Annotated in this window: 18 protein-coding genes; 3 read left to right on the top strand and 15 right to left on the bottom strand. The window is 61.0% G+C overall.

The genetic code is table 11. The features are described 5' to 3' along the window. Positions 1–88 precede the first annotated feature (88 nt). The 7 genes from D8U70_RS16760 to D8U70_RS16790 all read right to left on the bottom strand — a co-directional run bounded on the left by D8U70_RS16760 (position 89) and on the right by D8U70_RS16790 (position 11,308). Complete coding sequence (locus D8U70_RS16760) at positions 89–3,328, bottom strand: ATP-binding protein (protein ID WP_130929335.1); 3,240 nt, start codon at positions 3,326–3,328, stop codon at positions 89–91. A 165-nt stretch (positions 3,329–3,493) separates the two neighbouring features. Then, complete coding sequence (locus D8U70_RS16765) at positions 3,494–4,882, bottom strand: VOC family protein (protein ID WP_130929336.1); 1,389 nt, start codon at positions 4,880–4,882, stop codon at positions 3,494–3,496. A gap of 88 nt (positions 4,883–4,970) precedes the next feature. After that, on the bottom strand, positions 4,971–6,191 hold the full coding sequence (gene glcF / locus D8U70_RS16770; protein ID WP_130929337.1) for a glycolate oxidase subunit GlcF: 1,221 nt from the start codon (positions 6,189–6,191) through the stop codon (positions 4,971–4,973). 2 nt (positions 6,192–6,193) lie between these two features. Then, positions 6,194–7,243 carry a glycolate oxidase subunit GlcE gene (glcE, locus tag D8U70_RS16775; RefSeq protein ID WP_130929338.1) on the bottom strand — a complete coding sequence of 350 codons (1,050 nt, stop codon included), beginning with the start codon at positions 7,241–7,243 and terminating at the stop codon, positions 6,194–6,196. Continuing rightward, positions 7,243–8,742 carry a glycolate oxidase subunit GlcD gene (glcD, locus tag D8U70_RS16780; RefSeq protein ID WP_130929339.1) on the bottom strand — a complete coding sequence of 500 codons (1,500 nt, stop codon included), beginning with the start codon at positions 8,740–8,742 and terminating at the stop codon, positions 7,243–7,245. Before glcD ends, glcE begins: the two co-directional genes overlap by 1 nt. A gap of 163 nt (positions 8,743–8,905) precedes the next feature. After that, positions 8,906–9,832: an alpha/beta fold hydrolase gene (locus tag D8U70_RS16785; protein WP_016774118.1), complete on the bottom strand. Its 927-nt coding sequence runs from the start codon at positions 9,830–9,832 to the stop codon at positions 8,906–8,908. 21 nt (positions 9,833–9,853) lie between these two features. Further along, on the bottom strand, positions 9,854–11,308 hold the full coding sequence (locus D8U70_RS16790) for an NAD(P)/FAD-dependent oxidoreductase (protein WP_130929340.1): 1,455 nt from the start codon (positions 11,306–11,308) through the stop codon (positions 9,854–9,856). Between the two features lie 188 nt (positions 11,309–11,496). Between D8U70_RS16790 and D8U70_RS16795 the strand changes: the two genes are divergently transcribed. The 3 genes from D8U70_RS16795 to D8U70_RS16805 all read left to right on the top strand — a co-directional run bounded on the left by D8U70_RS16795 (position 11,497) and on the right by D8U70_RS16805 (position 14,700). Then, positions 11,497–12,570: a diguanylate cyclase gene (locus tag D8U70_RS16795; protein WP_130929341.1), complete on the top strand. Its 1,074-nt coding sequence runs from the start codon at positions 11,497–11,499 to the stop codon at positions 12,568–12,570. Positions 12,571–12,807: 237 nt separating this feature from the next. Continuing rightward, entirely contained in the window at positions 12,808–14,043 is a 1,236-nt protein-coding gene (locus D8U70_RS16800) for a M20/M25/M40 family metallo-hydrolase (RefSeq protein ID WP_130929342.1), read from the top strand. Positions 14,044–14,397: 354 nt separating this feature from the next. Then, positions 14,398–14,700 carry a hypothetical protein gene (locus D8U70_RS16805; protein WP_024012470.1) on the top strand — a complete coding sequence of 101 codons (303 nt, stop codon included), beginning with the start codon at positions 14,398–14,400 and terminating at the stop codon, positions 14,698–14,700. A gap of 113 nt (positions 14,701–14,813) precedes the next feature. On the opposite strand, the gene D8U70_RS16810 is transcribed toward D8U70_RS16805, so the two are convergent. The 8 genes from D8U70_RS16810 to D8U70_RS16845 all read right to left on the bottom strand — a co-directional run bounded on the left by D8U70_RS16810 (position 14,814) and on the right by D8U70_RS16845 (position 23,026). After that, positions 14,814–15,683 carry an oxaloacetate decarboxylase gene (locus D8U70_RS16810; protein WP_016774123.1) on the bottom strand — a complete coding sequence of 290 codons (870 nt, stop codon included), beginning with the start codon at positions 15,681–15,683 and terminating at the stop codon, positions 14,814–14,816. Positions 15,684–15,837: 154 nt separating this feature from the next. Then, complete coding sequence (gene astA / locus D8U70_RS16815; RefSeq protein WP_130929343.1) at positions 15,838–16,872, bottom strand: arginine N-succinyltransferase; 1,035 nt, start codon at positions 16,870–16,872, stop codon at positions 15,838–15,840. A gap of 49 nt (positions 16,873–16,921) precedes the next feature. Continuing rightward, positions 16,922–17,938, bottom strand: coding sequence for an arginine N-succinyltransferase (locus D8U70_RS16820; protein WP_130929344.1), 1,017 nt, complete (start codon positions 17,936–17,938; stop codon positions 16,922–16,924). Between the two features lie 118 nt (positions 17,939–18,056). Beyond that, the gene (locus D8U70_RS16825; protein ID WP_122750625.1) at positions 18,057–19,406 is read right to left on the bottom strand and encodes an APC family permease; all 1,350 of its coding nucleotides are present in this window, start codon (positions 19,404–19,406) and stop codon (positions 18,057–18,059) included. Between the two features lie 54 nt (positions 19,407–19,460). Further along, positions 19,461–20,213 carry an N-formylglutamate amidohydrolase gene (locus D8U70_RS16830; RefSeq protein WP_122708309.1) on the bottom strand — a complete coding sequence of 251 codons (753 nt, stop codon included), beginning with the start codon at positions 20,211–20,213 and terminating at the stop codon, positions 19,461–19,463. Then, positions 20,197–21,528 (bottom strand): glutamine synthetase, encoded by a 1,332-nt coding sequence (locus D8U70_RS16835; protein WP_130929345.1) that lies wholly within the window; start codon positions 21,526–21,528, stop codon positions 20,197–20,199. The genes D8U70_RS16830 and D8U70_RS16835 overlap by 17 nt, the downstream gene beginning before the upstream one ends. Next, positions 21,525–22,169: an isochorismatase family cysteine hydrolase gene (locus tag D8U70_RS16840; RefSeq protein ID WP_130929346.1), complete on the bottom strand. Its 645-nt coding sequence runs from the start codon at positions 22,167–22,169 to the stop codon at positions 21,525–21,527. The genes D8U70_RS16835 and D8U70_RS16840 overlap by 4 nt, the downstream gene beginning before the upstream one ends. A 2-nt stretch (positions 22,170–22,171) precedes the next feature. Further along, positions 22,172–23,026 (bottom strand): MurR/RpiR family transcriptional regulator, encoded by an 855-nt coding sequence (locus D8U70_RS16845; RefSeq protein ID WP_073475345.1) that lies wholly within the window; start codon positions 23,024–23,026, stop codon positions 22,172–22,174. Positions 23,027–23,235 lie beyond the last annotated feature (209 nt).

Genomic DNA, 23,235 nt, shown 5'->3' on the forward strand with positions numbered 1-23,235 from the left:
GGCAATTTACCCCTGAAATATTACGACCAACTGCGCAACTTCTTGCGCAGTTGGGCATCGAGGTGGCAATGATCGCCAAGCCTGTTGCTCAGGCAAACATCTCATTCGTTATTGAAGGCAGAGCTGGCAACAGCTCCATGACATCGCAGAACAATTTGCGCTGTCGCCAGTCATTACGATCGCCGATTACATACAGGCGTCGTCTCGCGCGGGTGACGGCGACGTTAAGCAGATTGGGTTTTGAAACGGCCCATTCCCGGGCACCTGGATTGTCGCTGCTGCCACCCAGAACAAGAATGATTACCGCAGCTTCTTTACCCTGCATGGTGTGAATGGTGCCTCGCACAATTTTGCCAGGCAGACGGTCTTTGAGATGATTCCGCACGTCTTGAAAAGGTGTGATGACGGCAATACTGTCCGACGGTACTCCACTGGCATCGAGTAAGCCCAGCAAACGATCGAGCTCCAGCCCTTCATTGTCGACCCAGTTGCCGCTTGACTGGCCGCTTGCATGGACCCAGCCGGTCAGCAGGCGCGCCGGCGTTTCCTTATCGGCAGCAGGAGCAACAGTGCCGTAGATCATGGCCCCGTCGTACGCGATGCGGTTAGCCAGGTCGAACATGGGTTTGTCGCAACGGCGGTGCACGACCAATGGCAGGCCGACCCAGCATTTTTGCCCTTTTGGACCGGCCATCCGGCCCCATCGAGTGGCTTGATCGGCAAGCGTCTGAGCTGACTGGCGATTGGGTAGCCAGTGAGCGTCGACCTGATAGCGTGTGCGTATATGTTCGAGCACCGCGTCTGAAACGGTCACGATAGGTTCGAGCTGAAACGGATCACCGACCAGTACGGCGCGCTGAGCGCGCCACAGTGCGCCCGTTGCGGCTTGCGGAGTAGCCTGACCCGCTTCGTCCACCAACAGCCAGCCGATCTCGCCGCACCCAAGACTGCCAAAAGACCGAGCGAACGAAGCAAAGGTGCTGCTGAGCACCGGTACTACCATGAACAAAGACGCCCATGCCGAACGCATGACCGCTTGAGACACTCCGCCGTAACGACTGCCAGTCAGCAAACTGGTAATAAAACCCAGATTGCCACCCAGACGTGATGCCTCGATCCTGAAAAAGGTCTGGTGGAGCTTGAGTGCTTCGATGAACACCTTGCTCCGGGCCTGACGCCAGCCTTCGACGATCCAGGGTTCCAGCAGCTCGATGTCACTGCCTCGACCCATTGCGCCATGGTCAAGCCACGCTAGCACATGCCTTGCTTTACCGGTCTGAGCAACGCTGCGAGCCTTTTCCACCTGATGGCGAGCGTCACGCTCGGCTTGGTCGACCTGCTCTTGATCAGCGGCCAGTTGCAGGTCGAGTTCGCTGAGCTGACTGCTGATTCGCTGCATTAGACGTTGAATGCTGTCGTAGGCATCCTTTGCCAGAGCGTGAGCGCTGACGAGCATCTGTTGTCGAGCTAACCATTTGCGCTGCGCGCCCCACAAGCTGAACAGGTTGGCGAGAAAACCTGGTTTCAGTGTCAGATGCGTTTCAAGGCGTTGCAGTTGCTGCTGCAACTGTTCCCGTGCCGGGGTGAGTTGGCGAACTTCCAGCAAGGCCTGCTCCTCATCAAGGCGGCGGCGCTCAACCAGATGGGTATGACGTTGCTGGGTGGATTTCAGGATCTGCGCTCTGGCGCTGTTCACAGCCTCGATATGCGAGGTGATGTCACTGACTTGCGCACGCAACGCCTGTTCGGCGCTCTTCGCGTTCTGATATTGCTGAACGGATTCTCGCCAGAGAGCGGCTTTTTCAGTTGAGGTAAGCGATTTCATGTGCGCGGCCTGTTCGAACAACCAGTCGCGCATGCCCTTTGGAGAGGGCTTGTCATTTGCTTCGGCGGCATCGACCTCAGCGCTGTCGAGCAAGGGATTTTCGCTGTACAACGCTTCGTCTTCGTTCAAATCCGGCGTTTGCGGTTGTGACGATTCCAGCGGTGCGCCTGTTTTATCTTTGGGTGGACGTTTTCCGTGATAAAAGCGATCCACAAACAGCGTGCGTTTAGCCTTGCTTCCCAGCGCTGCCGAGATCATGCCCCAGGCGGGCTTGCCACTTGTCAGGCTGGCCAGTTCGCTGAAGTAATCTGCATCGGGCCGCCACGAAGGATCGATCCTGTCCTGTTGAGGCAACTCGAGAGTGACGTTTTCCACGGCACCGTTATTGGACGAGGCCACGACCATTTCGAATCCGAGCAATCGCGCATCGAGTGTATAGGCAGACCGGTTATGTCCAGCGTCATTGGCAACTTCGCGTCCATCCTTGGTAAAGGCCTGCGAAGCCCTGTCGAACGACGCCAGTACGTCCGCGCGCTGCGTCACCACCGCGGCAATCAGATCACGCAGCAAGGTGGTCTTTCCGGTGCCGGGAGGACCGTTGACCCCCATGATACCGGCCTTGAAACTGAGCTCGTGCAACAGGCTGTTGACTGCCAGTTGTTGGGAGTGCACCAGCCCTAGATGTCGTTCGGCAGGCCAGCAGCCTGCGGCATATTGCGACGGTGCGAGGCGATTGATAAGCGCCGGATCAGCATCTGCCTGATCCAGATGCTGGCGCTCCTCCGGGGCGTGATGGCTGAGGTAACGAGCCAACGCCTCGCTGGTTTTGCCACGCGCCAGCGCATCGGCAACGTCGCAGAGGTCCTCCAGCAAAAAGCTGTTGAGTGGATCGTCTTCCTGTTCGGGCTTGTTCGGATTGATCGGTGCTGAGCGGAAGCGATGCATGCGCGGTTGATCGGAGAAGAATTCATCGACCCCCAGCACTTTGCGCACATAGTCAGTCATGCTGCGAAGATCATCAGCCTGCGCTACACCACTGAAGTGGCTGTTGGCCTGTTCGCGGAGAAACTTTTGAGTTTCGTCGAAGCCGCGTGTCCAGTCCTGATGATTGATGGCGCAACCGACAAACCATGCCTCACTGGACAGAACAAGGCTGTCGATCAACATCATGCCTTCCTGATTGAACTTGAGCGAGAACAGCGCTGACGTGCGCCGTTGCGGCTCTTTGTACCCTTGATCAGCGCCGTACAACTCGGCGAGCCGGCGGGTTACAACCAGATTATCGTAAAGGTGAGCGTAGAGCGTGTGACTCCATGCGCGTTTTTCCGGAAGATTTTCCTTGGCCAGAGGATTCGTCGGCATCCACGGCAGAACCTTGGCGGTAAGAGGGAGATCTTGGTAGTAAGGCTGATAATCGCTTTCGCGCTTCTTCAGCTGGGGCGCTGCCTGGGGTTGCAGCAACTCGACGGCGTGCCAGTAACGTACGATATTCTGCATGGTCATGAACGTCCTTGAAAGCGCTGGGCTTTGAATCCTGGTGCAGAGGATATCAGGCGCCATCGATCACTTCTTCGTCATTGACACGAAAACGTTGCAGTTCATTGACCCGCATGCTGTCCACCCACGTTTTTCAGTTTCAAAAGCCGCCTTGTTTCCAAGGCCGAATCGTCAGAGCCGTTTGATCAGCAGCACCTGGGCACATTCCTCAATCGACCGCCGTTGCGTCTCGGCATACAACCCCAGCTCATCAATGGTCGAACGCCCCAGCGCCTGTTCGAAAGCCTGTCGATTGGAGTGTTCGCCGTAATGCGCCTGTGCGGCATCCCCCAGGTTCGACTGAAAAATCCCCGCTGCGCTCACCGGCAGGAAATCTTCGTACACCAGCGGCTCCGCTTTCACGTAGCCATCGCGCAGCAAGTCCTCCAGGGACGATTCGCCAAGTCCGTGCGCCGCGATGCCCTTTTCCGTAGCGAAATAACGAAAGTACGCCAGCCCCTGTTCGCGCATGCCCTCGATGCTGTCAGGAAATTCCGCAAAGTGCTGCGTCATCAGCGCGTTGTAGCGTGCGGCATTGGCTTCGTTAGGGAAGTCGCCCAATTCATCGCGAGCGGCATTCAACAAGCGGTCATACAGCGCGCGACCCTTGGGCGTGAGGGCGGCGCCGCGTTGTTCGATTTCGCCGAAACGCGCGCTGTGGCTGCCACGGGTTTCGGGCTGATCGGTGAAGGCGATCGGCTCGTCCAGCGCTTTGAAGCTGGTCTGGCGCAGCAGGATCGGGCAGTCGCGGCGCGGTGGGCCTTCAATCACCGCTTTGGGTGTGATGCCATGGGCAGGCATCTGCTCCTGCACGGTGTCGATGTCCAGCGTGCGAGGGGTCAGGTGGTTGATGTGCGGGCCTTTGAACGCAACGACATCGGCGATCAAGCGGTGCTGGGCGCTGAGTTTCTGGTACTGCGCGGCGCTGACGGTGGCGCTGTGGTGCCAGCGAAAAGTCTCAAGTGCCTGTCGGACGAATTCTGCGGCTTCGTCGTCATTCAGTCCGCCTGCCGTTTCCGCCTGTTCTATCAGGCGCAACGCCTCTTCAGTAAAAATCGAACGACGGGCCAGTACCGACTCGGCAAACGAACGCAATTCAGCGTCTTCAATCAGCTCCAGGCGCAGCAACGAGGTGAACACGCGAAACGGGCTGACCTGCAGCGCTTCTTCATGCACCGCGCGAAACGCCGTTGAATGCACCGGCACACCGGCCGGGGTCAGGTCGTAATAACCCACTGGTTGCATGCCCATCACCGCGAACAGGCGGGCGAGGGTGGCCAGTTCGCTCGCGGTGCCGACGCGAATGGCGCCGTGGCGTTCCATGCCCAGCCGCTCGATTTCGCCAGTGCGCTTGAGCTGTCCGGCAATCTCGGGCTGACGTGCCAGCACTTCGCGATTGGTTTTCTCCACCAGTTCCATCAGCGCGCCGTACAGCGGCACCTCTTCGCGGTACATGTCGGACATCGCTCGGGAGAAGCGTTGGCGGATCAGGTCGGGGCTGACGAACGGCTGCACGGTCATGAAAAAAATTCCTGCCACGGTGACGAAATGGATGCCGGAAAAGATCGCAGCCTTCGCCCACGCGGGCAAACGAAGAATCCTACGAACTTCATTCTGCCAACGACTGATCCACCAGTTCGATCCAATGCCTGACCGGCGTGCGCCCGGCGCTGGCCAGATGGCTCTGACAGCCTACGTTGGAAGTGACGATCAACTCAGGCCGGCCGCTTTCCAGGGCGTTGAGGCGCTGATCGCGCAGTTGCCGCGCCAGCACCGGTTGGGTCAGCGAGTAAGTGCCCGCCGAGCCGCAGCACAAATGGCCGTCCGGCACCGATGTGAGGTTGAAGCCGAGTCGGGTCAGCACGGCTTCCACGGCGCCGCCGAGTTTCAGTGCGTGCTGCAAGGTGCACGGGCAATGCACGGCGATGCGCCGTTCGCTGGCGGCGCATACTTGCTCCAGTGGTTCCTCAGCGATTATTTGCACCAGATCCCGAGTCATTTCGCTGATCCGCCGGGCTTTCGAGGCGTAGATCGGATCGTCCGCAAGCAAATGCCCGTAATCCTTGATGAACGCGCCACAACCGCTGGCCGTCTGCACGATGGCTTCGGCGCCGTTCTGCAGATGCGGCCACCAGGCGTCGATGTTCTGCCGAGCGCGGTCGAGACCTTTGCCCTGAGCGTCGAGGTGATAGTCGAGAGCGCCGCAGCAACCGGCCTCGCTCACCGGGGTGACGCTGATGCCCAGACGATCAAGTACTCGCGCCGTCGCGTCATTGGTGTTAGGTGACAGGCCTGGTTGCACGCAGCCTTCGAGCAACAACACTCGGCGCGGATGCCGAGGAGCAGGGCGCGACCCCATAACACCCAAGCGCTGCGGCAGTTTGCTTTCCAGCAGGCGCGGCAGCAGAGGCCGAAAGGTCGCGCCCATGCGCAGCAAGCCTTTGAACACAGCCGGATTCGGCGCCAACGCGCGCAAGCCTTCGCGCAGCAAGCGCTGGGCGGCCGGGCGTGGCACCGCGCTGTCGACCACCGCACGGCCGATGTCGAGCAGGTTGTGATAATCGACGCCGGATGGGCAGGTGGTTTCGCAGTTGCGGCACGATAGGCAACGATCCAGATGCAGTTGCGTCTGTTCGGTGGCCGGTGCGCCTTCGAGCACTTGCTTTATCAGGTAAATGCGCCCGCGCGGCCCGTCGAGCTCATCGCCGAGCAATTGATAGGTCGGGCACGTCGCGTTGCAAAAGCCGCAATGCACGCAGGTGCGCAGGATCTTTTCCGCTTCGCCAGCGCGGGGCAATTGCCGCGATTGCTCGCTGAGGGTGGTTTGCATGGCTAGACCTCCGCGTACATTCGCCCGGGGTTGAACAGCCCTTGCGGGTCGAGTTGCGCCTTGAGTTGCCGGTGGTAGCGCAGCAGGGTTGGCGCCAAGGGTTGGAACGGCGAATCGGTGGCGCCGTGGGTAAAGCACGTTGCATGGCCGCCCAAGGAATGGGCGAGTGCGTGAATCTCAGGGCTTTCGGATTTCACCCAGCGTTGCGCACCGCCCCAGTCGATCAGTTGCTCGCCGGGCAGTTCGAGGGGGCCGAGGTTGTTCGGCAATGACAGGCGCCACAGCGGCAAACCTTCGTCGAAAAAACTCAGGCGCTGTTCGTTGAGGTCGCGCCAGAAAACCGAATCCAGCGGCTCGCCGCCGAGGCGTTGATGCGCCGCCGTTACCGAACCGTCGCCACCTTCCAGGCGCAGGTACAGGCTCCGGCCATCGTGGCACGCGGCGCTGATCGGCAGCGGTTGCTGGCCCCATTCGGCAAGTTTGCTCAAGGCGCGAGCGCAGTCGATGTCGATGCGAATGCTCAGGCACTGGCGTGGTTTCGGCAGGACTTTCAGCGACACTTCGGTGAGCACGCCGAGGCAACCGAAACTGCCGGCCATCAGTCGCGAAAGATCATAACCGGCGACGTTTTTCATCACTTCGCCACCGAAGCGCAGATGCTGACCGAGGCCGGTGATCACCCGCGTGCCGAGAACGAAGTCGCGTACCGAGCCGGACCACGGCCGGCGTGGCCCGGACAATCCTGCGGCGATCATGCCGCCGACCGTGGCGCTGTCGGCAAAGGATGGCGGTTCGCAGGGCAACATTTGCCCGGCGTCATCCAGCGCAGCGAGCAGCTCGTACAACGGCGTGCCGGCGCGCACCGTGACCACCAGTTCGGTCGGGTCGTACTGGACGATGCCGCGATGAGCGCGGGTGTCGAGCACTTCGCCGGCCACCTCGCGGCCGAGAAAGGCCTTGCTGTTGCCGCCCTGAATCTTCAGCGGCGTGGCATTGGTCCGTGCGGCGTTGACCTGATCGAGCAGGGCGTTGGCGGCATCGAAATCAGCCATCAGAATCGCTCCAGCTCGGGGAAGGGCAGTTGCCCGGCGTGAATGTGCATCGCGCCGAATTCGGCGCAGCGATGCAGGGTCGGAATGTTCTTGCCGGGATTGAGCAGGCCCTGCGGATCGAACGCGGCTTTCACCGCATGAAACAGCAGTAACTCGTCGCTGTTGAACTGCGCGCACATCTGATTGATTTTTTCGCGGCCGACGCCGTGCTCGCCGGTGATGCTGCCGCCGACTTTCACGCACAGTTCGAGGATCTTGCCGCCCAGTGCCTCGGCGCGATGCAGCTCCCCCGGCTGGTTGGCATCGAACAGGATCAGCGGATGCATGTTGCCGTCGCCGGCATGGAACACGTTGGCCACGCGCAAGCCATATTCCTCGCCGAGGCTAGCGATACCTTGCAGCACAGCGGGCAATTCGCGGCGCGGGATGGTGCCGTCCATGCAGTAATAATCCGGCGACAACCGGCCGATCGCCGGAAACGCGTTTTTGCGCCCGGCCCAGAAACGCACGCGCTCGGCCTCGTCCTGGGCCTGGCGCACCTCGGTGGCGCCGGCCGCTGTCATGACTTCCCGTACGCGCTGGCAATCGTCGTGCACGTCGGCTTCGACACCGTCGAGTTCGCACAGCAGAATCGCCTCGGCGTCGACCGGATAGCCGGCGTGGATGAAGTCTTCGGCGGCGCGGATGGCGAGGTTGTCCATCATTTCCAGACCACCCGGAATGATCCCGGCAGCGATGATTTCGGCAACCGCACGACCGGCCTTTTCCACTGAATCGAAACTGCCGAGCAGGACCTTGGCAACTTGCGGTTTGGGCAGCAGTTTCACCGTGACTTCGGTGATGATCCCCAGCAGGCCTTCGGAGCCGGTGAACAAGGCGAGCAGGTCGAAACCGGCTGAATCGAGCGCCTCGGAGCCCAGCGTCAGGCGTTCGCCCTCAATGGTCAGCACTTCGATTTTCAGCACGTTGTGCACGGTCAGGCCGTACTTGAGGCAATGCACGCCGCCAGCGTTTTCCGCGACGTTGCCGCCGATTGAACAGGCGATCTGCGATGACGGATCCGGTGCGTAATACAAGCCGAACGGGGCCGCCGCCTGGGAGATAGCAAGATTGCGCACCCCCGGCTGAACCCGCGCGATGCGTGCAGCGGGGTCGATGTGCAGGATGCTGTTGAACCGCGCCATCACCAGCAACAGGCCTTTTTCCAGTGGCAGCGCGCCGCCGGACAATCCCGTACCGGCACCCCGCGCGACCACGGGCACGTTGTTCTGATGGCACAGTTTCAGCAGGGTTTGCACTTGCTCCAGACGCCGGGGCAGGGCCACCAGCATCGGCGTGGTGCGGTAGGCGGAGAGGCCGTCGCATTCGTAGGGTTTGAGTTCATCTTCGCGCCAGAGGATGTCCAGGTCCGGCAGGGCGTGTTGCAGAGCCTTGAGCAATTCGCCCTTGTTCACCTCGGGCAACGGACCGTCGAGGCGTTCGTCGTAAAGGATGTTCATGGGAACGCCAACCTTCTGTCTCGGCTGATCGTTCCCACGCTCTGCGTGGGAATGTAGCCCGTGAAGCTCTGCGTCACTGGACGCAGAGCGTCCGCTGAGGCATTCCCACGCAGAGCATGGGAGCGATCAGTTGCGCCACCTGGGGCATTGCGAATATCCATGTTCATCGCTGTCGTTCCAGAAATTCCCCGTACAGCCGCGCGGTATTTCCCGGCTGTTCGACCATCGGCATGTGCCCGACGTGATCCCACACATCCACTTCGAGATTGGCGATGCCCTTGCTCCACACCGGTACGCTGCTGACGTCGATCAGGCGATCCTTGCGTCCCCACAGCAACAGCGCCGGGCATTTGATCTCGGCCAGTTTCGGCTCCATCGGCGGGCTGGCGCGGAAGTCGCGGAAGATTTCTTCGAGCTCGTCACGTTGTTGCTCGTAGCGCTGGGCGACGGCGTCCAGCACCAGCTTCGGCACCCACGGCGGCGACTCCATGGTCATTGCGTAGAAACGCTGAAATTCTTCGCGGGAATTGATCAGAAACGGATTGTGCCCGCGCGCCAGGTGGCGCTCCATGTCGCTTGGCTCCGGTGCGGTGACGCCGGCCGGGTCGATCAATGCCAGCGAGGCGATTCGCTCCGGATAGGTCGCCGCCAGCCACGCGGCAATGTAGCCGCCCATGGAGTTGCCGATGACGTGGACTTTCTCCACGCCGCAGACGTCGAGCAGTTGAATCATGCGTTTGGCCTGAACCGCAATGTCGTAACCGCCGCCAGCCTTGAAGCCAGTCTCACCGTGGCCGGCCAGATCCGGAATGATCACCCGATACTGACGGACGAAGTGCCGGGCGCAGCGCAGCCAGAGGTTTTTGTCGGCGCTGAAGCCGTGCAGCATCAGGATCGCGCTGGACGCCTCGTACGGCCCGCCTTGCCAGGTCGACACGGTCATCTCGGCGATCGGCACTTCGATCTTGTGCAATTTGTACAACCTGGCCTCGCTGGCCATGGCCAGGTTGTACAGCCAATGGCCGACCGCCGGATAACTCAGCCAGCTCCAGGCCACGAAAACCGCGAGTGCGACAAACAGCAAAAGCATCGACGTCTTCCTTTTACGTGTTCAGGACAAAATATGGTCGGCCGGTTTCAGCGCCCGGGTCAGCAGGTGATAGCTGAAACTGAAGCCGGGAAACATCGCGATCACATGACCGCTCTTGCTCTGGTACCAACTGTGGCACCCACCGGACTTCCACACCGTGCGCTGCATTTCCCGGTGGATCATTGCAGTGTAGGTACGTTCTGCGTCACGGCGCACTTCGATGCTGCGCACGCCTTTGGCCCGTACGGTGCGGATGCAGTCGAGGATGTAGTTCATCTGCGATTCGATGATGAACAGCGCCGAAGTGTGGCCAATGCCGGTGTTCGGCCCGGTGACGATAAACAGGTTGGGGAAATCCGGCAGGCTGGTGCCGAGGTAGGCGCGCGGGTATTCGGCCCAGACATCTCTGAGTTGCACCGCGTTTTTGCCGCTGACCGGGTAGGAAATTACCCCGTCGGTGGCGTCGTAACCGGTGGACCAGACGATCAGATCAACATCGAGATGCTCGCCGTCCACGGTGTTGATCCCGCTTTCGTCGATCGAGGCGATGCCGTGCTCGCGGCTGTGCAACGTGACGTTGGCGCGGCTCAGCGCCGGGTAGTACGTGCTGGACACCAAAACGCGTTTGCAGCCGATGGTGAAGTCCGGGGTGAGTTTCTGCCGCAGTACCGGGTCTGGAACCTGACGCTTGAGGAACCGCAGCGCATGTCGCTGGACCAGATGAATCGCCGGTCTCGAGTATTTGAAGGCGATCACCCGGGTTTCGAATTGCCAGTAGATCAGCCAGCGCAGCAGTTTGTATGCCGGTTTCAGGCCAAGCAGCCAGCGCTGAAACCGGCCGAATTTGCGATCGGCACGTGGCAGCACCCAATGCGGGGTGCGCTGGAACACATGCAGGTGTTCGACCTGGGGCGCAATCGCCGGAATCACCTGCGCGGCGCTGGCACCGCTGCCGACGATCGCCACGCGTTTACCGCGATAGTCGTAGCTGTGATCCCAGTTATTTGTGTGAAAAGTCTTGCCTTGAAAGCGATCCATCCCGGGAAAGTGTGGGATGACTGGCTGACTCAATGGCCCGGAAGCATTGATCAGGAATTGGGTTCGGAAAGTACCTCTGGCGCGGGTGTGCACCAACCAACGCTTTTCCGCTTCGTCCCACTCGACGCGCTCGACATCCGCCCCCAGTTCCACGCGCTCGCGTAAACCGAACTGCTCGATCAGCTGTTCGGTGTAGCGACGCAGTTCCGCCTGTTTGGCGAACATCTGCGACCAGCGGTAGGGTGCGAATGACAGCGAATACAGCGGCGACGGCACGTCCACCGCTGCGCCGGGGTAGGTGTTCTGGCACCAGGTGCCGCCGAAGAAGTCGCGTCGCTCGAGAATGCGGAAGTCGTCGATTCCGGCCTTGAGCAGGTTGACCGCCGCGCACTGGCCGCCGAAACCGCTGCCGATGATCAACACAGCGTAGGTATGCATGTGCCCCCTTTTTATAGTTGTTTTTCCATTTCCCCTCTTTCATTTATAGCCAACTCTGGGCCGCGCGTGCGGCGCTGATAGCGCTCTATTCAGGCCGCTGGCCGGTGATGGCTATTTAACGGCGCCCTGATAGACTCCGGACACATCCTTGTCGGGATGTAACCATGCATCGCGCGGTCGAGGCCCTTATGGGAAATACGCGAGGAAAGGGACTTTCACTGGCCAGGAGGCTTTACAGGTCGCGGGTGTTCGGGCTGCTGCTCGGGCTGATGTGTGTCAGCGTGGCGATGTATGAGCTCGATCCGCCGCTGTGGGTGTGGGGCCTGATGCTCTTCAACGGCCTGGTCTGGCCGCATCTGGCCTTTCTATGGGCGCGAAGCTCCAACACTCCATACCGCGCCGAACACCGCAATTTGCTGATCGACGCATTCATGGGCGGCTTCTGGGTCGCCGCCATGCAGTTCAATCCGCTGCCCAGCGCAACCACGATTTCGATGATGGCAATGAACAACGTCGCCATTGGCGGTGGGCGGTTTTTGCTGGCGGGCACGGTGGCGCAGCTATTGGGCATCGGCGTCGGGCTGGTGGTGTTTGCGCCGGCGTTCATCCCGCCAACAACGCCGCTGCAGCTCTACGCCTGTTTGCCGTTGCTATTGCTGTATCCGCTGGCGCTGGGCTGGATCTGCTTTCGTCAGGCCTCGACCCTCGGTCGGCACAAGCGCGAATTATTGGCGTTGAGTCGCACCGACAGCCTGACCGGCCTGCTCAATCACGGCGCGTGGAAGGATCAACTGAACCTCGCGTTCCAGCGCTGCAAACGCCAGCAGCAGGGCGCGGCGATTGCGCTGATCGACATCGACCACTTCAAAGCGATCAATGACACCTATGGGCATGTCGCTGGCGATATCGTCCTGCGCCAGTTGAGCAAACTGCTCAAACAGAATCTGCGCGCCACGGACGTGGCCGGGCGCTATGGCGGGGATGAATTCTGCGTGATCCTGCCGGAGCTGCCGCTGTTCAATGCCGCTCAGGCCATGGAAGCCTTGCGCGAGCGCTTCGCGGTGATGGGCTACGAGCAGAACCCGGCGTTGAAGGTCAGTCTGAGCATTGGCCTGGCCGCCTACGACCCGAGCCATGCCGACGCCACGCGTTGGCTGGATGAGGCCGATCAGGCGTTGTACGAAGCCAAGGCCAGTGGGCGCAATCGGGTGATCTGCAACAGTGACAACAAACCGAGGCAGGCGCTGCTGGATTCGGTCTGAAGAGTGATCGAAGATCCCATGTAGGAGCTGCCGAAGGCTGCGATCTTTTGGGACGCTCTGCGTCCCGGCCTGCGTTCCTTTGCTGCGCGTGGGAACGATCAAAATCAAAAGATCGCAGCCTTCGGCAGCTCCTACAGTTTGTTCGGTGTCAGTCGGGCAAGTGTCGCATCCGCTATAGAGCCTCGCGCCGATGTCGGTTACGGTTGAAGCCCCCCGACACGAAACAAGGACTGCTTCATGACGTTCTCATTTCCCCGCTCTCTGCTGGCCGCCAGCCTCGGTCTGTCCCTCGCATTCTCGGCCGCAAACGCCGCCGAACCGCACAAACAAGTGCTCGCCGATGCCGAGCAGTATCAGCCCGAAGCCCTGAAAATGTTGGAGCGACTGGTCAATATCGACTCCGGCTCAGGTTATGAGCCGGGCCTGAAACAGGTCAGCGACATTGCCATCGATGAACTGAAAAAACTCGGCGCCACCATCGAACTGGTGCCCAACACCCCGGAAAAATCCAACCACGTGCTGGCCACGCTCAAAGGCACCGGGAAAGCGAAGATTCTCCTGATGGCGCACATGGACACTGTGTTCAAGGAAGGCTCCGCCGCCGAGCGGCCTTTCCACATCAAGGACGGCCGCGCCTACGGGCCGGGTGTAATGGACGACAAGGGCGGCATCGTCGCCGGCATCTACGCATTGAAAGTGCTGAAGAACCTCGACTTCAAGGATTACGCGCAGATCACCTTCCTGCTGGATGCCAGCGAAGAAACCGGCTCGGACGTCGCCACCGACCTGATCAAGAACACCGCCAAACAGCACGATGTCACCCTCAACCTCGAACCGGGCCGCCCGGCCGATGGCCTGGTGGTGTGGCGCAAGGGCAGTGCGACGGCGTTGGTCGAAGTCAAAGGCAAAGCCGCCCACGCCGGGGTCGCGCCAGAATTGGGACGGAACGCGGCGATGGAAGCGGCGCACCAGATTCTGCAACTGGGCAAGCTCGGCGATGAAGCGAAGAAGACCACCATCAACTTTACCGTGCTCAAGGCCGGTGATCGCACCAACGTGATTCCTGATCAGGCCACGGCCAAGGCGGATGTGCGCGCGGCAGTGCCGGAGGAATTTGATCGCATCGAGAAGGATCTGGCGCGGGTATCGCAGGACAAGTTGATTGCCGAGACCGAAGTGAAAACTTCCTTGCAACGCGGTTTGCCGCCGATGCCACAAACGGCCGAGTCGGATCGCCTGATGGCCATGGCCCAGGGAATCTACGGCGAAATTGGCCGCAAGCTGACCGAGGAGGGCAGTGGTGGCGCGGCGGATGCCAGTCTGTCCGCAGGCGTAGGGACGCCGACGCTGGATGGCTTCGGCATTGTCGGCGGCAATATTCACACGCCTGAGGAATATGCCGAAGTGGCGAGTGTGGCACCGCGGATTTATCTGTTGTCGCGGATGATCATGGAGTTAGCCAAGCCGCGGTGAAGGAGCGATCGTTCCCACGCTCTGCGTGGGAATGCCTCAACGGACGCTCCGCGTTCGGCTTTGTGTGGGACGCAGAGCGTCCCGGGCTGCATTCCCACGCGGAGCGTGGGAACGATCATTAGTAGCTCCCGAGCATCCCCCAATCGGTTCCTTCTCCCTCTGGGAGAGGGCTAGGGTGAGGGGCTTTTGTGGGAAAAGTGGAAGTCGAGGACGGCGCACAAAAAATACCGAAAAGTCCGACAGAAGCTCTGGTTGCGGCCGTTGGGCGCGGCTCTTATAGTCTCGGTTCGCAGATAACTCTGCGACGATCTTGGCCGGTCGAATACAGAACCTGACCTTTCTGGAGTGAACTCTATGACCGACCAAGTAATGCCGCGCTATCTCCCCATCGACACCTACGACGCCGAATCCCCGGTGCTCTTCATCAATACCCACACTGAACTCAGCGACATGGCCGCCTGTGCGATGCACCGGTTTGTGGTCGTGCGTGATCTGGCTGACACTTTCGCCAGCCTCAACCTCAAGGGCATCTCCGATTGTGATCTGACGCGGGTGACCAGCGCGGTTCATCTGCTGATGCGCGAGGGCTGCGCGATTCTGAATGTGATTCAGGCGCGGGCGGCGCAGCGGGAAGAGGCTTACAAGACGCCGGTTTAGCGGTTTAGCGGTGTAGCGGCCGTTGCTATCGCGAGCAGGCTCGCTCCCACAGGTGACCGCATTTCAACTGTGGGAGCAAGCCTGCTCGCGAAGGGGCCGGTACAGCGTGTGCATCACTCCTTGACGCTCATGTATTCCTTGGCCCAGAGGATGTATTCCTCCGGCTGGGTATAGGTGTGGGTCAACTCGGTCGCGCTCAGATCGGAGGCCTGGGTGAAGATCTGCCGCTGCTCGCGCAGGCTGTCGTAGGTGGCCTTGATCGCGGCGAAGTAGGCGCCGTGGCCGTCGATGGTCACGCGCACGCCCAGTTCGGCCAGGCGTTTGTCGTCGCGCAGGGCCGGGTTGCCGTAGGTGACCAGCATCAGCGGCACGGTCAGATGCTCGGCGATCTGTTCCAGCTGATCGAAGTCCTGCACGCCGACCATGCAGATACCGTCAGCGCCCGCCGCCTGATATTGGCGGGTGCGGCTGATGATTTCCTGGTTCGGCAGAATGCCGGCATTGGTGCGGGCAATGATCGCCATTTCCGTGTCGACCCGGGCTTCGAGCGCCGCGCGGATCTTGCCGACGCCTTCGGCTACGGTGATCAGGTCGGTGGATTTGCGCCCGAATTGCGCGGGCAGCAGGGTGTCTTCGATGGTCAGTGCAGCGACGCCGGCGCGTTCCAGTTCGACGATGGTGCGCATCACGTTAAGAGCGTTACCGTAGCCGTGATCGGCGTCGGCGATCACTGGCAATTGGGCGACGCGGCCAATGCGCGTGGCCTGTTCGGCGAATTCGCTGAGGGTGATCAGGGCGAAGTCCGGTGCGCCGAGCACCTGTAGCGAAGCCACGGAACCGCCGAGGATACCTACTTCAAAACCCAAGTCAGCGGCGATACGGGCCGACATCGGGTCGAACACCGAAGCCGTGTGGTAGCAGGTGTCGGAGGCCAGCAGCTGACGGAAATTGCGGCGCAAATCTTGATGGGAAAGCCTGGTCATACGAGTTCCACCAATACATAAGGAATGGAAAGGCTTGAGCAAAGGTGTCAACGCCGAAGAATGAAAAGGCTATCACGCGAATGGGTCAAGAATCATGACGAATTTGCGCGGCAGGACTGGCGGCTGAAAGGTTTAATCTCCCGTGCCGGAAATATCAGGCCGCCACGGCGTGATGCTGTTGATGGGGCAGGAGCACTGCGCGCACTGAATTGCCCGGCTGAAGTTGCAGGCGTTTGGCAGTGAGACGATCGACAACCAGGCTGTTGCCGACAAGTCGACCGGGGGCCACGGTGATACGGCAGTTTTCCAGCCGGCGGTTGTGAATCAGCCATAGCGGCGCCTGCTCGTCCGGGGTGCCGAGGCTCAGGGTCAGTTCAAGACTGTCGCGCACCGTGCGGATGCTGCGGATCGGCGCTTCGATGACCGGGCCACCGTCGAAAATGTCGATATAGCCTTTGTGTGTGAAACCCTCGGCTTGAAGAATCTTCAACGCCGGCTGGGTGTTCGGGTGAGTCTGGCCGATCGCGGCCTGCGCCTGTTCGGTGAGCAGGCAGGTGTACAGCGGCTGGCGCGGCATCAGTTCGGCGATAAAGGCTTTGTTGCCCAGGCCGGACAAGTGATCGGCGTGGGTGAAATCCATCTGGAAAAAGTGTCGGCCCAGGCTGTCCCAGAACGGCGAGCAACCGTTTTCATCGGCACTGCCGCGCAGTTCGGCGATCATCTTCTCGCCAAACAGGTGCGGAAATTCGGCGACGAACAACAGACGACCCAGCGACAACAGGCGGCCATTGCTGCCGTTGCGCTGGTCATGGCGCAGAAACAGCGAGCACAGCTCTGATTGGCCGGTCAGCTCGTTATTCAGGAACAACGTCGGGATCTGCCGCTGAATGCCCAGGTCCGGTGCCGAACTGACGGTGACGCCGAGCCGGTAGTTGTACCAGGGCTCGCGCAGGCCAACGGCGCCGGCCATCGCGCTGACACCAACCACGCGCTGCTCATCATCCTCAAGGACAAACAGGTAATCGGCATCGGCGCGTTCCACCTGTTCGGCGAATGCGCGCTGTGCCCAACGCACTCGATGTGCGAGGCGGTCCTCGTTGGCAGGAAGGGTGGTGAAACCTGGCCCTGCCTGTTCAACGAGGGTCATCAAGGCAGGCAGGTCGCTGACTTTTACCGGACGGACAATCATGCTCCAACTCCTTTGGCGTACCGATTCAGGCGCGGATGGCTAACGCGGCTCACAGAGCGACCAGCCGTATCGAGCTGCCATCGCTGACCTTCAGCGCCGCGCAGATGGCGGGTGTCAGGGGCAGCGGTTGATCAGGGTGATAGTCGAGTTCGGTGACAATCGCGCGGTAGTTATGCAGGGCGTCGTTGCTGAGCAGGTAACGGCCACGGGCGTCGGTCGATGCTTGTTGGCGGACAATGGCGGTCTGGCTGTCAGCGATCGAGCGAATGTTTGCGGTACGCGCATACAGGGTCGGGCCGGCGTCGAACAGGTCGATGTAGCTGTTGGTTTCGAAGCCTTCCCGCGCGAGGATGTCGAACGCTTCCTGGCCGTCCGGGTGCACGCGGCCGATGCAATCCTGCGCCGCTTGCGGCAGCATCGGCACGTAGATCGGGTATTGCGGCATCAGTTCGGCAAGGAACGTGCGGCTCTGCAAACCGCAGAGCCGCTCGGCTTCGGCGTAGGGCAGGTCGAAGAAATGCTTGCCCAGCGCATCCCAGAATGGCGAGTGACCCTGCTCGTCGCTATAGCCGACGATTTCGGTGATCACCGCTTCGGAGAACCGCTGCGCATGCGCGGCAATGAACAGCAGGCGCGCCCGCGACAGCAGTTCGGAAAACGGCGTGCGCACCAACGCGGTGTCAATGTGGAAACCGCGCAGCAAGGTATGCCCGCTGAGGTCATGGCACAGCGACAACGCCGGCACGCCATGCTCGATGTTCAATTCCCGCGAAGCACTGGTGAAATGGCGGTTGCGCAGGCTGTAGAACGGCTCCTTGAAGCCGGCAGTGGCGAGGATTTCCGAGCAGCCGACCAATTGCCGGCGTTCGAGATCTTCCAGCACGAAGAAGTAGTTCTCCGGCCCCTGCGCCTTGGCGGCGCTATCGAAGGACGCGCACGACGCGGCGATTTTCTCGCGCAGGTGCTCGCTGTCATCCGGCAGCGAGGTCACGCCGATCAGGCTCTCGCGGGCCAGGCGCTGTAGCTGGGGCAGATCATTCTGCTCGACTGGGCGTAAGACCAGCATGGATGTACTCCTGTATCAAAAGGTTCGGCCCATTCGCCGAACCTGACTATCACTGTCGGTTTCCACGCGTTGAATCGGCGGTCGCCTGATTTGTTGTCAGACGCCGCTCTTTTTCTTGTCAGCCTTTGCTCGGATCGGGCAGCGCTGTGCTGGCGCCGAGCTTGTTGAGGAAGAACAGGTACACCAGGCCCAGGGCAATCCAGATCAGGCCGAGTTTCTGCGCATCGACGCCCATGTTGTACATGATGGCGGCGACGATGATGAAGCCGATCACCGGGCAGAGCAGATGGCGCACAAACTGCCCCGACTTCTGCCGACGCCAGTAGTGGTTGATCACCGTCAGGTGCAGCAGCATGAAACCGCTGAGGGCGCCGAAGTTGATCAGCGAGGTGAGAATGTCGACCGCGTCGATGAACAGGTAGCAGATCAGCAGCGACAACACCGCCACCAGATAAATGCTCAGGTACGGCGTGTTGTGTTTCGGGTGGACCTTGGCGAGCACCTTCGGCAGCTTGCCGTCGCGGGCCATGCCGAACAGCAGCCGCGAGACGGCGGCCTGCGAGGTGATCGCTACAGCAACGCCCCAGGCCAGCGCCGTGGCGACGGCGGTCAGGGTCGCCAGCCAGCTGCCGGCGGCAATTTCAGCGATTTCATAGAACGCGGTGTCGGCGGATTTGAAGCCCATGCCCGCTGCCAGATCGGTGGCGATCCACGTTTGTACGACGAAAATCGTGCCCATCACCGCCAGGGTGATCAGCGCTGCCTTGCCGACGCTGCGGCCCGGATCTTCCTTGATTTCTTCGGCGAGGGTGGAGATCGCGTCGAAGCCGAGGAACGACAGCACGGCGATCGACACGGCTTGCATCAGCAGGGCGAAGTTGAAGGTTTCCGGGTGATACAGCGGCGCCAGTGTCAGCTCACCATTTCCGCCACCGTCGTGCAGGGCGTTCCAGGCGTAGAACAGGAAGATGCCCAGCACCACCAGTTGTGCCAGCAGGAACAGCATGTTCATCCGCGCGGTGAAGGTGATGCCGCGCAGGTTGACGAATGTTGCGCTGACCAGAAACGCCAGGATGAAGCCGACCTTGGGAATGTCCGGGTACAAATGGTTGAGCGCCATCGCCGAATACAGGTACAGCAGCGGTGGAATCAGCAGGTAATCGAGCAGCATCAGCCAGCCAGCGATGAAACCGACATGTTGATTGAGGCCGCGCTGGGCGTAGGAATATACGGAACCGGCAACCGGAAAGGCCTTGGCCATGCTGCCGTAACTCAGCGCGGTGAACAGCATTGCCACCATGCCGATGATGTACGCCAGCGGCACCATCCCCGGTGCTTCGGCGTTGACGTAGCCATACACACCGAACGGGGCGATGGGGATCATGAAGATCATCCCGTACACCACCAGATCGGTCAGCGTCAGGCTACGTTTCAACTCTTGCTTGTAGCCGAATTCTTCAATTTCCATGAAGCGCAACTCCTTGTCAGCCATCGGTCGGTTTATGTTTTATCGGTCCATCGTTTACAGCAAAGGTGCGAGGTAACCTGCCCAGCGCGAAACCGCTTCGGGACTGCGCAGCAGATCGTTGCGCACCTCGATCAGCACTGCCTCAAGGCCCCTGGCATCACCGTGCACCGGCACGGTCATGTCGCCCAAGGGATCAATTCTGTACGGCTGGTTGCCCGCGACTTTCAGCGGGTGCGCTTGCAGTCCGTCGAGCAGACGCTGAGCATAGTCTTGGGCCTGGCCGAACAACACGCCGACTTCCAGTGGTCGCGGCTGGCCGTAATACACCGGGGTGAAACTGTGAATACCGACCACCCGCACCGGCAGACCTTTGGCAATGCGCTCGTCGATCAACATCTGCAAGCGCGCATGAAACGGTTTGAACAACGTCTGGCGCCGATACTCGCGGGTCGCCTCATCCAGCTCGCGATTGCCAGGTATCGGGTAGATCTCGCTCTGCAGCGGAATGCTGTCCAGGGCATGGCGCGGGCGGTTGAGGTCGATCAGCAGCCGTGAGTAATTGGCGCTGAGCAACGTGGCGCCGAGCTGTTCCGATAACTGTTCGGCCAGTTGCAGCGCGCCGATGTCCCAAGCGATATGTTCGCGCGCGGCCGCCTCGTCCAGGCCCAGATTGTTCAGGGCGTCGGGGATGTAGCGACTGGCGTGTTCGCACACGAGGATCAACGGGTTCGTCGAGTCCTCGCGGCTCAGGGTGTAGACCGGGCGGGTGTACAACCCAAGCTCGGCGGATTCAGTACAGGCGTGCATAGTGCTCACACAGGTCAGCGGGCGAGAGCTGTTCCGTCAGCGCCAGTTCCTCGGTTTTCAGGGCGTAATAAGTGTCGAGCAACGGCTTGGGCAGCCATTCGTTGAAGGCTGCACTGTCACGCAGGCAATCCAGCGCCTGGGCCAGCGAGGCGGGCAGGGCGACGATGCCCCGGGCCTTGCGTTGCTCGTCGTTGAGTGAGTCGGGAATTTCATCGGTAACCGCGTTCAGCGCCAGACGCTGTTCGATGCCCAGCCGCCCGGCAATCAGCAGCGCGGCCATGGCCAGATGCGGCGAGGCAGTGGCGTCCATGGCGCGGAATTCCAGGTTGAACTGCTGCGCGGCGGACTTGCCGGCCAAGGTCACAGTCGGGCAGATGCGCAGCGCCGCTTCACGGTTCTGCTGCCCCAGGCATGCATACGACGCGCTCCAGTGGTGCGGCTGCAAACGCTGGTAGGACAGCGGCGTCGGCGCGGTGAACGCGCACAGCGCCGGGAGAAAATGCAGGACTCCGGCAGCCCAGTGCTGGCCGATGCTCGACAGGCCATTGCTGGTGCCAGCGTCGTAGAGCATCGGCTGACCGGCCAGATCGAGCAGGCTGACGTGCAGATGGACACCGTTGCACACCGCTTCGGCGGCGGTCTTCGGCGCAAAACTCAGATCCAGGCCCATTTGCCGGGCGATTTCCCGGGTGATTTCGCGCACGTTGACCGCGCGATCCGCCGCCGCCACGCCAAGCGTCGGGCGGCAGGTGATTTCGTATTGGTGCTTGCCGTATTCCGGCAGGAACATTTCCGGCTCGACGCCGCCCGCGCGCAGCGCACTGAGCAGCCAGCCGCCGAATTCGGCGCCTTGGCGCTGCGCCTCGAGAGAGAACGCCGCGTGTTCAGCCACGCCAGCGTGCAGGTTGAATTCATGTTCGAAGGCGGCGTTGACCTGCAACCCCAACTCATCGTGATAGCGCTCGATTTCATCGCGCAGCAATGTGCGCGGGCAGGCGCCCCAGGCCTGGCCGTCGGTCTCGCGAATGTCGGCGTGAATGAAATCCAGCACCGGCGCATTGGCGTCCGGGCCGCTGCCGACAGTGACGCGGCTGCTCAGATCGGGAATCAGCCGCAGGTCGCCATACGCGCCCCAGGGATTGCTCGAAGCGATGATGTCTTGCGGCGTCAACGCACTGTTGGCCGGTACCCAACCGCAACCCGCTGCCTGGTAATGCTCCAGCTCATCGCTGGGAAACGAGCGGCCCCGGGTGATGCCGATCAGATCGGTTGTCACCAGCGTGGTCATCGGTAAAGGCGTCAGGCGCGGGCTCATGGCTGCATCTCCTGCAAACGGCCGAGCACGGTTTCGGTGTCGGTGATCCAGCAGTAACCCTTGATCGCGTTGAGGCAGGCGTGATGGCGTTCAGCTGTGTAGGTAGCGCAGGCATCCTCCACCAGCGTGACCAGATAGCCACGATCGGCGGCATCGCGCACGGCCATGTCGACGCACTGGTCGGTAACGATGCCGGCGATGATCAGATGGCGGGTTTGCAGATTGCGCAGCACGTAATCAATGTTGGTTGAATTGAACACCCCGGAGGAGGTCTTCGGCAGCACGATTTCGTTTTCGGTCGGGGTCAGTTCAGCGATGACCTGAGCTTGCACGCTGCCCTTGGGCAGGTGCATGTCCGACAGTTTGTGATCCAGCGAGCGGTCGCGACCGTCGGCGGTCAGGCTTTCGATAATCGTGTGCAGCACGTTCTGCTGCGCCTGACGAAAGGCGCCCAGCAGACGCTGTTGGTTGGGCACCACCTGGCTGCGCGTGCGCTGGAGAAAATACTCGGCATCCGGCTCGCTCAGGTGCGGGTCGAATTGCGGTTCGAGCCAGGCGCGCTGCATGTCCACCAGCAGCAAAGCGGTGTGGTCGGTCGCAAACGGCAGGTCCCGAGGCGAGCGGTGGGGAAGGCTGAACATCCTTATTTGTCCTCCAGCAGGTGAGTCGCAAAGTCGTTGCGCAGGGCATCGATGCCTTCCAGGCGATCGGCCGGGTCCGGCACGCGCAAGGTCAGGCAGGCGATCAACGCCTCGACCTGCGCCAGCGCCGGCACCATGGTGTCGAACGGCGACGCCGATTCCACCGGCGCGCTGATGATCAGGTCGGCCAATTCGCGCAGCGGCGAGGCGTAGACATCGGTGAACAACACCACTCGCGCGTTGTTGTTCTTCGCCGCCTGCGCAACGCGCAAAGCTTGAGTCTGGTAGCGCCGGTAGTCGAATACCAGCACCACGTCCTGACGTTGCAGGTCGAACAAGCGGTCAGGCAGCAGCGCGTTGTCTTCCAGGGCGAAGCAGCCGGGACGCAGCAGACGCAAGTGGTTGAGCAGGTAATTGGCGAGCAGAATGCTGAAGCGGCCACCGAAACAGTAGACCTGATGGCGGCTGTCGAGCAGCCATTCCACGAGGATGCGCACATCTTCAGGCTGGGTCAGGGCTTGGGTGTCGATCAGCAAGCGCTGGCTGTCCGCCAGGTAATGCGCCCAGGCATCGTCCTTGTTCTGCTGCGAGCGCGGTTGCAACAAGGTGCGCGGTGAACGCAGGCGATGGTCCATGTCGCTGAGCAGGGCTTCCTGGAATTCGGCATAACCGCCGAAACCGAGCTTTTTCACCAGGCGCACGATGGTCGGATCGCTGACACCGGCATGTTCGGCCAGTCGCGCCATAGGCCCGAGACCGTTGCGCGGATACTGATCAAGCAGGGCGCGAACGACTTTGCGCTCCGATGGCGTCAGGTCCAGACCGGGGTCGGTGATCAGGTCTCTGAGAGGGGGCATCCGGGCTCCTGCTGGATGGGGTGTCGAATTCGTTTCACAATCCGTTAAACGAGTATTTATGTAATGGGTGTTACATGTCTAGCTAATTTTTGTACAGGTTTTTCGAGCACCAAAACTGTGCAAGGTGCCCGTGTAATAAGGGCTACGTCGAAGTAGCGCGCTGTTGTAGTCCTTTGCCGATTGCTGTGTCAGACATTACCTATCCCAAG

The sequence above is a fragment of the Pseudomonas sp. Sample_20 genome (assembly GCF_004307585.1).
Classification (GTDB): Bacteria; Pseudomonadota; Gammaproteobacteria; order Pseudomonadales; family Pseudomonadaceae; genus Aquipseudomonas; species Aquipseudomonas atacamensis.

Excerpts from the sequence above, each read along its gene's own strand:
- D8U70_RS16760 (WP_130929335.1), bottom strand. The coding sequence starts at position 3,328 with ATGACCATGCAGAATATCGTACGTTACTGGCACGCCGTCGAGTTGCTG.
- D8U70_RS16765 (WP_130929336.1), bottom strand. The coding sequence starts at position 4,882 with ATGACCGTGCAGCCGTTCGTCAGCCCCGACCTGATCCGCCAACGCTTC.
- glcF (WP_130929337.1), bottom strand. The coding sequence starts at position 6,191 with ATGCAAACCACCCTCAGCGAGCAATCGCGGCAATTGCCCCGCGCTGGC.
- glcE (WP_130929338.1), bottom strand. The coding sequence starts at position 7,243 with ATGGCTGATTTCGATGCCGCCAACGCCCTGCTCGATCAGGTCAACGCC.
- glcD (WP_130929339.1), bottom strand. The coding sequence starts at position 8,742 with ATGAACATCCTTTACGACGAACGCCTCGACGGTCCGTTGCCCGAGGTG.
- D8U70_RS16785 (WP_016774118.1), bottom strand. The coding sequence starts at position 9,832 with ATGCTTTTGCTGTTTGTCGCACTCGCGGTTTTCGTGGCCTGGAGCTGG.
- D8U70_RS16790 (WP_130929340.1), bottom strand. The coding sequence starts at position 11,308 with ATGCATACCTACGCTGTGTTGATCATCGGCAGCGGTTTCGGCGGCCAG.
- D8U70_RS16795 (WP_130929341.1), top strand. The coding sequence starts at position 11,497 with ATGGGAAATACGCGAGGAAAGGGACTTTCACTGGCCAGGAGGCTTTAC.
- D8U70_RS16800 (WP_130929342.1), top strand. The coding sequence starts at position 12,808 with ATGACGTTCTCATTTCCCCGCTCTCTGCTGGCCGCCAGCCTCGGTCTG.
- D8U70_RS16805 (WP_024012470.1), top strand. The coding sequence starts at position 14,398 with ATGACCGACCAAGTAATGCCGCGCTATCTCCCCATCGACACCTACGAC.
- D8U70_RS16810 (WP_016774123.1), bottom strand. The coding sequence starts at position 15,683 with ATGACCAGGCTTTCCCATCAAGATTTGCGCCGCAATTTCCGTCAGCTG.
- astA (WP_130929343.1), bottom strand. The coding sequence starts at position 16,872 with ATGATTGTCCGTCCGGTAAAAGTCAGCGACCTGCCTGCCTTGATGACC.
- D8U70_RS16820 (WP_130929344.1), bottom strand. The coding sequence starts at position 17,938 with ATGCTGGTCTTACGCCCAGTCGAGCAGAATGATCTGCCCCAGCTACAG.
- D8U70_RS16825 (WP_122750625.1), bottom strand. The coding sequence starts at position 19,406 with ATGGAAATTGAAGAATTCGGCTACAAGCAAGAGTTGAAACGTAGCCTG.
- D8U70_RS16830 (WP_122708309.1), bottom strand. The coding sequence starts at position 20,213 with ATGCACGCCTGTACTGAATCCGCCGAGCTTGGGTTGTACACCCGCCCG.
- D8U70_RS16835 (WP_130929345.1), bottom strand. The coding sequence starts at position 21,528 with ATGAGCCCGCGCCTGACGCCTTTACCGATGACCACGCTGGTGACAACC.
- D8U70_RS16840 (WP_130929346.1), bottom strand. The coding sequence starts at position 22,169 with ATGTTCAGCCTTCCCCACCGCTCGCCTCGGGACCTGCCGTTTGCGACC.
- D8U70_RS16845 (WP_073475345.1), bottom strand. The coding sequence starts at position 23,026 with ATGCCCCCTCTCAGAGACCTGATCACCGACCCCGGTCTGGACCTGACG.